At 40.9% G+C, this 12,932-nt stretch carries 10 protein-coding genes; 1 reads left to right on the top strand and 9 read right to left on the bottom strand.

Translation table 11 applies throughout. The annotated features are described in order from the left end of the window. Positions 1-5: 5 nt before the first annotated feature. The 6 genes from HT732_RS03485 to parE form a co-directional block, all read right to left on the bottom strand. The gene (locus tag HT732_RS03485) at positions 6-1,028 is read right to left on the bottom strand and encodes a branched-chain amino acid aminotransferase (protein ID WP_173253975.1); all 1,023 of its coding nucleotides are present in this window, start codon (positions 1,026-1,028) and stop codon (positions 6-8) included. 134 nt (positions 1,029-1,162) lie between these two features. Next, positions 1,163-3,634 carry a DNA topoisomerase IV subunit A gene (gene parC, locus HT732_RS03480; RefSeq protein ID WP_173253974.1) on the bottom strand — a complete coding sequence of 824 codons (2,472 nt, stop codon included), beginning with the start codon at positions 3,632-3,634 and terminating at the stop codon, positions 1,163-1,165. Positions 3,635-3,944: 310 nt separating this feature from the next. Continuing rightward, a complete protein-coding gene (locus tag HT732_RS03475; protein WP_049513666.1) occupies positions 3,945-4,505 on the bottom strand; it encodes a GTP pyrophosphokinase in 561 nt (186 codons plus the stop codon). Then, positions 4,502-5,362: an aminoglycoside 6-adenylyltransferase gene (locus tag HT732_RS03470; RefSeq protein ID WP_173253973.1), complete on the bottom strand. Its 861-nt coding sequence runs from the start codon at positions 5,360-5,362 to the stop codon at positions 4,502-4,504. The genes HT732_RS03475 and HT732_RS03470 overlap by 4 nt, the downstream gene beginning before the upstream one ends. A 56-nt stretch (positions 5,363-5,418) precedes the next feature. Further along, positions 5,419-6,567 (bottom strand): hypothetical protein, encoded by a 1,149-nt coding sequence (locus HT732_RS03465; RefSeq protein ID WP_173253972.1) that lies wholly within the window; start codon positions 6,565-6,567, stop codon positions 5,419-5,421. Positions 6,568-6,579: 12 nt separating this feature from the next. Beyond that, positions 6,580-8,529: a DNA topoisomerase IV subunit B gene (gene parE, locus HT732_RS03460; protein ID WP_173253971.1), complete on the bottom strand. Its 1,950-nt coding sequence runs from the start codon at positions 8,527-8,529 to the stop codon at positions 6,580-6,582. A 135-nt stretch (positions 8,530-8,664) separates the two neighbouring features. On the opposite strand from parE, the gene plsY reads away from it, so the two are divergent. Next, positions 8,665-9,306 carry a glycerol-3-phosphate 1-O-acyltransferase PlsY gene (gene plsY, locus HT732_RS03455; protein WP_173253970.1) on the top strand — a complete coding sequence of 214 codons (642 nt, stop codon included), beginning with the start codon at positions 8,665-8,667 and terminating at the stop codon, positions 9,304-9,306. Positions 9,307-9,342: 36 nt separating this feature from the next. Here plsY and HT732_RS03450 read toward each other — a convergent pair whose 3' ends face one another. The 3 genes from HT732_RS03450 to HT732_RS03440 are packed head-to-tail and all read right to left on the bottom strand — an operon-like array spanning position 9,343 to position 12,888. After that, a complete protein-coding gene (locus HT732_RS03450) occupies positions 9,343-10,299 on the bottom strand; it encodes an ABC transporter permease (RefSeq protein WP_023940960.1) in 957 nt (318 codons plus the stop codon). Between the two features lie 2 nt (positions 10,300-10,301). After that, complete coding sequence (locus HT732_RS03445; RefSeq protein WP_173253969.1) at positions 10,302-11,360, bottom strand: ABC transporter permease; 1,059 nt, start codon at positions 11,358-11,360, stop codon at positions 10,302-10,304. Continuing rightward, positions 11,353-12,888: an ABC transporter ATP-binding protein gene (locus HT732_RS03440; RefSeq protein ID WP_023940958.1), complete on the bottom strand. Its 1,536-nt coding sequence runs from the start codon at positions 12,886-12,888 to the stop codon at positions 11,353-11,355. The genes HT732_RS03445 and HT732_RS03440 overlap by 8 nt, the downstream gene beginning before the upstream one ends. Between the last annotated feature and the right edge of the window lie 44 nt (positions 12,889-12,932).

The following is a 12,932-nucleotide window of genomic DNA, read 5'->3' as shown; positions in this document are numbered from 1 at the left end:
TTATTTTAATCTACTTTTACAATCCAACCTTCTGGCGCTTCAATATCACCAAACTGAATACCTGTCAATTCATCATAGAGTTTACGAGTCACAGGGCCAACTTCTGTTTCACTATAGAACACATGGAAATCATCACCGTGCTGAATTCCACCAATTGGAGAGATAACTGCTGCTGTACCACAGGCACCTGCCTCTACAAAACGGTCAAGCTTATCAATTGGGACATCCCCCTCAATAGGAGTCAAGCCCAAGCGGTGTTCTGCCAAATAAAGTAAAGAATACTTAGTAATAGATGGCAAGATAGATGGACTCAATGGTGTTACAAACTCATTGTCAGCTGTAATTCCAAAGAAGTTAGCTGAACCGACTTCTTCAATCTTTGTATGAGTTGATGGGTCTAGGTAGATAACATCTGAGAAATGATGTGATTTCGCCAATTTCCCTGGCAAGAGACTGGCAGCATAGTTTCCACCAACCTTTGCCGCACCTGTACCATTTGGAGCAGCACGGTCGTATTCATCCTGAATCAAGAAGTTGGTAGGGACCAAACCACCCTTAAAGTAATTTCCAACTGGCATAGCAAAGATAGTAAAAATATACTCCTCTGCTGGTTTTACCCCGATAATATCTCCGACACCAATCAAAAGAGGGCGAAGATAGAGGGTTCCACCTGTTCCGTATGGTGGTACGTATTCTTCATTCGCACGGACAACTGCTTTACAAGCCTCTACAAACATGTCTGTCGGAACTTGTGGCATCAAGAGACGGTCACATGTACGTTGCAGGCGTTTGGCATTTTCATCAGGACGGAACAGTTGAACACTGCCATCCTTAGTACGATAAGCTTTCAAACCTTCAAATGCTTGTTGTCCATAGTGGAGACTTGGAGAAGACTCTGAAATATGCAAAGTTGCATCCTCTGTAAGCTCTCCTTGATTCCATTGTCCATTTTTAAAATGAGCAATATAGCGATAAGGTAATTTCATATAGGAGAAACCAAGGTTTTCCCAATCAATCGTTACTGTCATATTCCACTCCTTATTCTAAAAACCTATTTCTTATATTCTACACTATTTTTCTAAAATAGCAAGTATATTTTGTAATTTTCAGAAAATTTCTTCAATAAAAAGAACCAGCTCTTAGAACTGATTCTTCATTTCACTTATTTAGCTTCAGTAAATACTTCTTTAAGATAAGCATCAAAAACTTCTTCATCTGAAATCGTGTCAGAAATGAAGCTTCCGTTACTAGTCCTTTCTGACAGGTTCAAGTCTTGCAATCGGCTTTGATAGATTGTTCCTTTGTTGGATTGAACAATCAGAGTTTGATCGTTCTCGTCCACTTCTGTACTAAAGAGGTCACCAACGAAGCCTTGCTCTGCAACTGCACCAGCCAAGAAGACACGGTGTGGTTTGTTTTTCAACTCGCGCAAAACTTGTAAACCACGTTTGGCACGGCTGGTTACCGGAATTTCGGCAATAGAAACACGTTTCAAACTTCCACGTTGGGTCAAGAGATAGAAGGATGAGGTATTACAGATAAAGGCCGATTGGAGGACATCATCTGCTTTGAGGTTTATAGCTTTGACACCTGCAGCCTTAGCACCGACAACTGGAACCTCTTCGATATTGAAACGAAGGGCATAACCATTTTGGCTAATCAAAAGAACATCATCTAGTTTAATCGGAGCCACTGCTACAATCTGGTCTGTATCGTCTTTGAGCTTAGCATACTTGACAGACTTAGACTTGTAGGTTCGCCATGGAGAGAACTCTTTGCGTTCTACACGCTTGATTTGACCGAGACGAGTTGCAGCAAAGTAGGTTGTCGCATCATCAAACCGGTCCACTACTTCCACATAAAGGATTTCTTCGTTAGTTTCAAAGTTTGTAATGGTCTGGCTCAGATGCTCTCCGATATCCTTCCAGCGAATATCTGCCAATTCATGAATTGGTCGATAAATGACATTTCCAAGGGTCGTGAACATCAAAAGATGCTGGGTGGTCTTGACAGCTTGAACAAAAATCAAACGGTCATCATCACGTTTGCCAATTTCTTCCAGAGTGGAAGCCGCAAAGGAACGTGGGCTAGTACGCTTGATGTAACCTGCCTTGGTCACACTGACGTAGGTATCTTCCTCGGCGATAAGACTAGCTGTATCAATCTCAATTACTTTTGCTGTGTCTTCTAAAGTACTCAAACGTGGAGTCGCAAATTTCTTCTTGACCTCACGAAGCTCTTTCTTCATGAGATTGTACATGGTCCGTTCGTCACCAATGATCGCTGCAAGCATGGCAATCTTTTCACGAAGTTCTGCTTCTTCCTCCTGCAAGACAACTACGTCTGTATTGGTCAAACGGTACAGTTGCAAGGTTACGATAGCCTCAGCCTGCTCTTCTGTAAAATCATAGCTGACCTTGAGGTTTTCCTTGGCGTCCGCCTTATTCTCAGAAGCGCGGATAAGAGCAATGACTTCGTCCAAAATCGAAATCACGCGAATCAAACCTTCGACGATATGGAGACGTTTCTCAGCCTTTTCCTTGTCAAAGCGTGAACGCGCTAAAATAACTTCGCGACGGTGGGCGATGTAGCTAGACAGGATTGGAACGATCCCAACCTGACGAGGAGTGAAATTGTCAATCGCCACCATGTTAAAGTTGTAGTTGATTTGCAGGTCTGTGTATTTGAAAAGATAATTGAGAACAAGCTCCGTATTGACATCTTTCTTGAGTTCGATAGCGATACGTAGACCATCACGGTCAGACTCATCGCGAACCTCAGCAATACCAGCCACCTTGTTATTGACACGAACATCATCGATTTTCTTGACAAGATTGGCCTTATTGATTTCATAAGGAATCTCAGTGATAACGATTTGTTCCTTACCACCTTTTAGCTTTTCAATCTCAGTCTTGGAACGAACAACCACGCGCCCTTTCCCAGTTTCATAGGCCTTCTTGATTTCATCACGCCCCTGAATAATTCCTCCTGTCGGGAAGTCTGGTCCAGGCAAGAATTCCATGAGTTTGTCCACCTTGGCGGTTGGGTGGTCAATCATGTAAACCGCCGCATCGATGACCTCAGCTAAATTATGAGGTGGAATATCTGTCGCATAACCAGCCGAAATCCCAGTCGAACCATTGACCAAGAGGTTTGGAAAGGCTGCTGGTAAGACCGTTGGTTCTTTCTCGGTATCATCAAAGTTCCAAGCAAAAGGAACTGTCTTTTTCTCGATATCTTGAAGAAGGTAGCCAGCAATTTCAGACAAACGCGCCTCTGTATAACGCATAGCCGCAGGCGGATCTCCGTCCATAGAACCGTTATTACCGTGCATTTCAACTAGAATCTCACGATTTTTCCAATCTTGTGACATACGAACCATGGCATCATAGATAGAACTGTCACCGTGTGGGTGGAAATTCCCCATGATGTTACCGACAGACTTGGCCGACTTGCGGTAGCTCTTGTCAAAGGTATTGCCATCCTTATTCATCGAATAAAGGATACGGCGCTGAACCGGCTTCAAGCCATCACGAATATCTGGCAAAGCCCGGTCTTGAATAATGTACTTGGAGTAGCGACCAAAGCGCTCTCCCATGATATCCTCTAGGGACATATTTTGAATGTTGGACATAAGATACAAAGGGACGATTCGGCTTACCGAAAATTTCTGTAGAAAAATAGGAAATCGATTAAGGGCTCGACGAACCCAAGGTGATTTCTCTTTTTTCCTAAGTATTAGTCCCGTGTTCAGTTACTATAAGTAACCAAACTATCCTTTCTGTAATTTAATATGTTGATTCAGTTAATAAGGAATTTCACATAGCATTTAGGGCATGTTCAATTTCTTTCGAAGAATGTAGTGTATTTTTTATGGAAAAAGAAAAAATATAGAGTAAGTGAGTTTCATCCAATTCCTGTATCGCCATTTCCACTTGAAATGTCTACTCCACAAATCCTCGTTTATACTTGATATGACTGGCGATATTGCTATCTACATCTTTCTTATCCCAAAGTTGGAGTTCCCATGGGTAGTAAAAATTACTTTTATTTTTAAAATAGATATGAATACCGACATAGCCATCTTTATCACGTAAATACCAGTTTTTTAGTCCGTAAATTTCTTGCCAATCATCTAATTTATCCATGACTTGAGCTATCTCTTTGGAACTTAAAATCATACGAGCACCAAAAATATCATTAAGAATTGAATTCACAGGATAGCCCTCTTGACGTTCAGAAAAACGTGTAATTTTATCTAAAATAGACTCAGAAGTTTTGACACGATAAACATAGGCAATATCTTGGACATCCGCTTTCATCAGATAGTCATTAATTGACTCATGTAAATTCAGACGGTAGGCCAAAATCGCTTTAGTCGGAACTTTTGAAAAGGTATGCTTGAGATTGATTTTTTCCACCTTACCCGTTTCAAAATAATCTTTAGAATATTCTCGATGAATACGATTAATCTCTGTAATGAGGCGTTCCACTTTTTCAATCATGAGTCTTCTCCTCTCGCTTTTTCATTTTTCCAGTTATTCCCAAACTTCTTCACTCTTTCCTTAGCATACTCAATCATCTTCTCAGCCACTTCTTTATCGTAGTCAAATCCCATTTTTTGAGCAAGAAATTGAGCTTCTTGGTGGAAAAGTTGCATCGTAGCCAATAAAGACTGAGTAATTTTATCTATACTTGAAAAATCAAGCAAATCTGAGAATTCCTTTTCTTTATCAGTGGGTAAATAGTTAAAAAGATACTTATAATTCTTGCCGACGTCTACTGTTCCCTTATCACTTGCGACCTGCCAAGCCAAGATTTTCAAGAGTTCTTGTTGGCAAATACCATAGAGATGGTCAGTAGCATAGAATACCTGCTTGCGACAAATCCCTTTGACAACGTAGGCTGACACCCACCAAAATTCATTACAGGAATTTTTAAAATCCGTTTCAGTAGCTGGGGTTATCCAGTGACGCTTTGGACTGGGAGAATAGGACTCAAATAAGTCCTTCTCATCTTCCAAAACTATGAATTTCGACTCGCTATCTACCCATTCTTTCATGTGTTCTTTAGGACATAGGGTTAAATCAATGCGGTTACCATCCTCAAAGAGCATGAGATAAAGACGACGATTACCAAGACTAACTTCTTGCTCGATAATGCGTTTCCCAAACCGATTCAACCAAGAAAGGTCACTTGTCAGATTATCAAAATCATCCACAATATAGACCACGTCATAGTCTTGAAATTCATCTTTTAGGGCCTTTGGGTTTGTCCGTGAACCAGACATGGCGACAGCTTTGACTTGTAAAGTTTTGGCAGTCTGTAAAATCAAATCTAGCATTTCTGTTTCAGCTCTCATATATTGCTCCCTTTAGTTCTTTAAGATGATGTTTTCTTTTAAAAAATAACAAATTATTAATCAGGATAAAGAGGATCTTTAACAAAAACAACTTTATTAGATAAGTAGGAGCTCAACCCATTAAAATTATATTCATTTTGCATTTTTTGTTGAAATTCCTTGAAAGATTTATATTTTTTCATTTCCTCCTCAATATTAAATGTTTTATTTTTGTTTAAATCATCTATATTCCATTTAACACCTGAAAGTACATAAAATCTTTGCTTATCTTCTTCGGACAATTTACCTCCTCTATTTAACAGCAGTCTACTAAACTCCTTGTCTAGATAATTAAATGTGTGATCATAAATATTTTCATCACCATTAATTACCATTTCATTTTCAGGAAAATGAGTTATATTCTTTGTGTATTCCTTTAAATCTTCATATCTATCATCACTAAGAATCTCCTTCCCCCAAGGGGTTGTTAAAAATTTAACATTTTGTAAATTCTGAGGACTATCTTTATAAGTGTACTGAATGTGAGAAACAATGGCTAAGAAAGGATATACTCGAAGTTCAAATGCTATATCATCTTCCAAAGGCTTTCCATAAATTTTTCTTCTAACATCTCTATCTCCGTGTTTACCATAAAAATTTTTTGATAATACTGACGTCTCAATTTCATCAATTGTTTTACCTGTGCTAGTTTGACTTATAACATTTTCATATGAAATAGGCAAAAGAATAAGTGTTGATACTCTACTTTTATCCTTTAAAATATAATATAATTTCGCAGGTATATACATAAAATAAGATGGTTGTGGTGGGTTAGATAATGGTTTTTGTGATTCATTATATAATGTATAGCTTGGATTATCCTGCCATAAATTTTGGACGATATTAAAATTTGTAGTGTCTAAATAGCTATTTCTTTCTAAAATTTTTTTATTATTTTCCTGAGTTTGACGATTATTCTCTTGATTTTTTAAATTGTTATCAATAGTTTGATAACTCATGAAGGCTGTAATTACAAGCGAAACCAGTGAAATAAAAATTGATATGTTTTTATACCACGGTTTATTCTGTTCTTCTTGTCTGATTAGAAATGGCTGTGGTAATTGAGGTAATTCAATTTTTGTATTTTCGACATTACTGCTATCGTTTTTTAAATCTTCTTTTACCTTTTTTGAAATCTTAACTTTTTGACTCTTTTTATTGGACATCCATTGTCCCTCCTAAAACACCATCTCCCCACTCTCCTCAAGCGTAAACTTGACATTGTCTTCAATCCACTTACGGCGTGGTTCTACCTTATCTCCCATGAGGACATTGACGCGGCGTTCGGCGCGAGCTAGGTCTTCGATTGTGACACGGATGAGGGTGCGAGTTTCTGGATTCATGGTTGTTTCCCAGAGCTGGTCTGCATTCATCTCACCAAGACCTTTATAACGTTGGAGTGTAGCACCTTTACCAAATTGTTTGCGGAGTTCTTCAAGTTCTCCGTCTGTCCATGCGTAGGCCACTTCTTCTTTCTTGCCTTTACCTTTTGACATCTTGTAAAGAGGCGGGAGGGCGATATAAACATGTCCTGCCTCGACAAGAGGACGCATATAGCGATAAAAGAAGGTTAAGAGAAGTGTTTGAATGTGGGCACCGTCTGTATCCGCATCGGTCATGATAATGATCTTGTCATAGTTGGCATCTTCAAGGGAGAAGTCTGCTCCTACACCAGCACCTATGGTATAAATCATGGTGTTAATTTCTTCATTTTTGAGGATATCCGCCATCTTGGCCTTGGCTGTATTGATAACCTTACCACGTAGAGGCAAGATAGCCTGGAACTTGCGGTCACGGCCTTGTTTGGCAGAACCTCCAGCAGAATCTCCCTCGACTAGATAGAGTTCATTCTTAGCTGGATTCTTAGACTGGGCTGGGGTCAATTTCCCAGACAACAAGCCCTTATCTTTTTTATTTTTCTTCCCATTTCGGCTCTCATCACGCGCCTTACGTGCCGCTTCACGAGCATCACGGGCCTTGATAGCCTTGCGAATGAGGTTAGAAGCCAATTCCCCATTTTCCATAAGGAAAAAGGTCAACTTATCAGCCACAATGCCATCCACAACGGGACGAGCAAGAGGGCTTCCTAGCTTGTCCTTGGTCTGTCCTTCAAACTGGAGGTGTTCTTCAGGAACCAAGATAGAAAGAACGGCTGCTAGTCCTTCACGATAGTCTGACCCTTCAAGGTTTTTATCTTTTTCCTTGAGAAGCCCCGTCTTACGCGCATAGTCATTCATAACCTTGGTAATGGCAGACTTGAGTCCTGTCTCGTGCGTTCCACCGTCTTTGGTACGAACGTTATTGACAAAGGACAAAATATTATCTGAAAATCCGTCATTATACTGGAGGGCCACTTCCACTTGAAAACCATTATCTTCGCCTTCAAAGTATAGAACTGGCGTTAAGGTTTCCTTATCTTCGTTCAGATAAGAAACAAAGTCTTGTACCCCATTCTCATAGTGGAATTCAATCCCTTCATCTGTTCGCTTATCCGTCAAGGACAAGGTTACATTTTTTAAGAGAAAAGCTGATTCATTAAGACGCTCTGAAATGGTATTGTACTTGAAGTCTGTCGTAGAAAAGATCGTCGCATCGGGCATAAACGTAACCTTGGTACCTGTTTTAGACTTGGGTGCTGTACCGATTTTCCTCAGAGTCGTGACAGGTTTTCCACCATTTTCAAAACGTTGCTTGTAAACTGCACCGTCACGGGTAATTTCAACTTCTAGCCAACTAGAAAGGGCATTAACAACGGAAGAACCCACCCCGTGGAGACCACCTGATGTTTTGTAGCCACCTTGACCAAATTTTCCTCCAGCATGAAGAATGGTAAAGATTACTTCAACCGTTGGAATCCCCATAGCGTGCATACCTGTCGGCATCCCACGTCCATGGTCTTGAACCGTTAAACTGCCATCTTTATTGATGGTCACATCAATACGATCACCAAATCCAGACAGGGCTTCATCGACTGCATTATCAACGATTTCCCAAACTAGGTGGTGGAGACCAGCACCATCGGTCGATCCGATATACATTCCTGGACGTTTACGGACCGCATCCAACCCTTCTAGCACCTGAATGGCATCGTCATTATAATTATTAATATTGATTTCCTTTTTTGACACAAGGAACCTCCTATTCGTTCATCTTTACTATTCTACAGGTTTTCCAAGGATTTTGCAAAATTTTTCTTTCTCCGGTGTGACAATTTTAGAAGAGATTCTCTGCCTTTCTTCTCCATTTCATGATATAATAGGAGTATGATTACAATAGTTTTATTAATCCTAGCCTATCTGCTGGGTTCGATTCCGTCTGGTCTCTGGATTGGACAAGTATTCTTTCAAATCAATCTGCGCGAGCATGGTTCTGGAAATACCGGAACAACCAATACTTTCCGCATTTTAGGTAAGAAAGCTGGTATGACGACCTTTGTGATTGACTTTTTCAAAGGAACCCTAGCAACACTTCTTCCGATTATGTTTTATCTGCAAGGCGTTTCGCCTCTCATCTTTGGACTTTTGGCTGTTATTGGCCATACCTTCCCTATCTTTGCAGGATTTAAGGGTGGTAAGGCTGTCGCAACCAGTGCTGGAGTGGTTTTCGGATTTGCGCCTGTCTTCTGTCTCTACCTTGCAGTTGTTTTCTTTGGAACCCTCTATCTTGGTAGTATGATTTCACTGTCTAGTGTCACAGCATCTATCGCAGCCGTTATCGGAGTTCTACTCTTTCCACTTTTTGGTTTTATCCTGAGCAATTATGATTCTCTATTCATCGCTATTATCCTAGCACTGGCTAGTTTGATTATCATTCGGCATAAGGATAATATCACACGTATCCAGAATAAGACTGAAAATCTTGTTCCTTGGGGATTAAACTTAACCCATCAAAATTCTAAAAAATAAACGCCAGTTTGAACAGAACTGACGTTTTTTGTATACTTATTTTGATTTGATATAGTTGATACCATCTGCTTTTGGTGCAACTGCTTTTCCAAAGAAGGCTGCCAAGACAAGAATTGTCAAAACATAAGGTGCGATTTGAAGATAAACCGCAGGCACACCTTGTAGGAACGGTAATTGAGAACCGATAACAGCCAAACTTTGTGAAAGTCCAAAGAAAAGACTAGAAAGCATGGCTCCGATTGGATTCCATTTTCCAAAAATCATCGCAGCAAGGGCGATAAATCCAGGTCCAACAATAGTTGTCACTGAGAAGTTAACTGAGATGGATTGAGCATAAATCGCTCCGCCAATTCCACCTAGGAAACCTGAAATAATAACCCCTAAATATCTCATCTTGTAGACATTGATTCCCAAAGTATCTGCTGCTTGAGGATGTTCACCAACAGAACGGAGACGAAGACCAAAGCGCGTTTTGAAGAGAATAAACCAAGCAAGGAACGAGAAGGCAATGGCCAGATAACCAAGCAGACTAGTTGACTTGAAGAAGATATCTCCGATAACTGGGATATTTGCCAAGACTGGGAAATCAAAGCGTCCAAAAGTCTGACTTAGGTTGTCGGTTTGTCCTTTGTTATAAAGAACTTTCACCAAGAAAACAGCCAAGGCTGGCGCCATCAAGTTCAATACCGTACCGCTGACAACATGGTCTGCACGGAAATGAACCGTCGCTGCTGCGTGGATGATAGAAAAGATTCCCCCTACCAATCCTGCTACAAGTAAGGATAGCCATGGGGTTGCTGCTCCAAATTGTTCTGCAAATTCAAGGTTAAAGACAACTCCAGAAAAGGCACCCATAACCATAATTCCTTCAAGGCCGACGTTTACGACACCACCACGTTCAGAGAAAACACCACCAATACTTGTAAAGATGAGGGGCGCTGAGTAAATCAGCATAGAAGACACCAAGAGGGTGAGCAAGGTTGTAATAGACATCTTTACTTACCTCCTTTAACTTGTTTTTTCGGTTTGACAAAGCGTTCGATAAGGTAATGAACACTGACAAAGAAGATAATAGACGCTGTTACAATGCTGACAAGCTCAGATGGTACCTGTGCCGCATTCATACCAGGGGCTCCAACTTGGAGAACACCAAATAGGAAGGCTGCAAAGAGAATACCAATTGGTGAGTTTGCCGCAAGCAGACTAACCGCCATCCCGTTAAATCCAACAGCCAATGACGCACCTTGAACATAGACGTTCTGGAAAGTTCCAAGTCCTTCAACAGCACCACCAAGGCCAGCCAAGGCACCTGATATGATCATTGAGAGGATAATCGTTCGTTTAGCAGAAATACCAGCATATTCTGAAGCATGTGGATTAAGACCAACTGCACGAATTTCAAAACCAAGAGTCGTTTTCTTGAGCATGAACCAAATAACTGCAACGGCAATGAGAGCAAAGAAAATACCAATATTCATCCGTGAGTTACCAGTCAACTCAGCCAACCAAGGTGTCTGATAGGTTGCATTAGCCCCAACACGAATGGTCGAATCTGTACTTTGCATGAAGTCTTTAGGGAAGGAATGGATAAAGGCATTTCCTACATACAAGACAATGTAGTTCATCATGATGGTTACGATAACCTCTGACGTCCCTAGATAGGCTCTAAGAATACCTGGAATCGCGCCGACAATTCCTCCAGCAATCAAGGCAATCACGATGGTTGCTATAATCATCAAGGGACGGGGCATATCTGGATGCGACAGGGCAAACCAACCACTGAGAATCCAACCTGCCAAAGCCTGACCCGGAAGTCCGACGTTAAAGAAACCAGCGCGACTGGCAACAGCAAAACCAAGACCAATCAAGACCAAAGGCCCCATAGCACGGAAGATTTCTCCAATCCCACGCAGGCTACCAAAGGCTGTATAGAACAATTCTTCGTAGCCCCAAATAGCATCATAACCGAAGATCCACATGACAATGGCTCCAAGTAAAATTCCTAGGAAGACAGAAATCAAGGGAACCGAAATTTGTTGTAATTTTTTAGACATCACTCTTCTCCTTTCCCAAGTTTCCACCCGCCATCAAGACACCAAGTTCTTGTTTATTGGTTGTTTCTGGTGATACAATACCTTGAATCTTACCATCGTGGATAACGGCAATACGGTCTGAGACGTTTAAAATCTCATCCAATTCAAAGCTGACAACAAGGACAGCCTTCCCATTATCACGCTCTTCAATCAAGCGTTTGTGGATATATTCAATGGCACCGACATCCAACCCACGAGTTGGCTGGCTGACGATAAGAAGATCAGGATCACGATCAATTTCACGAGCAATAATTGCTTTTTGTTGATTTCCTCCTGAGAGTGCAGCTGCAGGAACAAATTCACTGGCAGCACGAACATCAAACTCTTCCATTAGCTTTTTAGCATAAGAAGTAATATTTGAATAGTTCAAAATTCCATTTTTGCTATGTGGTTCTTTGTAGTAAGTTTGAAGGGCAATATTTTCAGAAATCATCATTTCCAAAATCAAACCATCACGGTGACGGTCTTCTGGAACGTGCCCAACACTTAGTTCTGTAATTTGTCGTGGGTGCAAGCCTACAATTGAATCTCCTTTTAGCTCAATGCTACCAGATTCTACCTTGCGAAGACCTGTAATGGCTTGAATCAGTTCAGACTGACCATTTCCATCAATCCCCGCAATCCCAACAATCTCTCCCGCACGAACATCCAAGGATAGATTTTTAACAGCTGGGACACCACGGTTTTCATTGACCACCAAATCTTTGATAGACAAGACTACTTCTTTTGGTTGAGATGCTTGTTTCTCTGTTTTAAAGGAAACAGAACGTCCTACCATCATTTCTGCCAAATCAGCATTAGTAGCCCCTGCAATTTTGACGGTTTCAATTGATTTCCCACGACGGATAACTGTAACGCGGTCAGAAACTGCGCGAATCTCGTCCAACTTGTGGGTAATCAAGATAATTGATTTTCCTTCTTTGACAAGATTTTTCATAATGGCCATCAACTCCTCAATTTCTGATGGAGTCAAAACAGCCGTTGGTTCGTCAAAGATAAGAATATCAGCTCCCCGATAAAGGGTTTTTAAAATTTCTACACGTTGTTGGGCTCCAACTGAGATGTCTGCCACCTTGGCGGAAGGGTCCACAGCTAAGCCATAACGTTCAGAAAGAGCCTTGATTTCTTTGCTAGCTCCAGCGATATCTAGCACACCATTTTTAGTCAATTCACTTCCTAAAATAATGTTTTCAGCCACCGTGAAAGCCTCTACCAGCATAAAGTGCTGGTGAACCATTCCGATTCCCAAGCCAGCTGCTTTAGATGGGGAGTCGAGGTTGACAACTTGACCGTTGACCGCGATTTCACCACTAGTTGGTTCAAGAAGACCTGCTAACATGTTCATGAGCGTGGACTTACCAGCCCCATTTTCTCCTAAAAGTGCATGAATTTCACCCTTTCGTAGGTGCAGGTTGATTTTGTCGTTGGCAACAAATTCACCAAACACCTTGGTAATATCACGCATCTCAATGACATTTTCGTGTGCCATGTGCTCTTCCTTTCAGAGTCTTATTTTATTTCAATAAAACTTGC

Origin of the sequence: Streptococcus sp. 5346 (assembly GCF_013277455.1) — a bacterium.
Lineage (GTDB): Bacteria > Bacillota > Bacilli > Lactobacillales > Streptococcaceae > Streptococcus.
The sequence above is the reverse complement of the archived record's forward strand: the minus strand, read 5'-3'. Positions and strand labels throughout refer to the sequence as shown.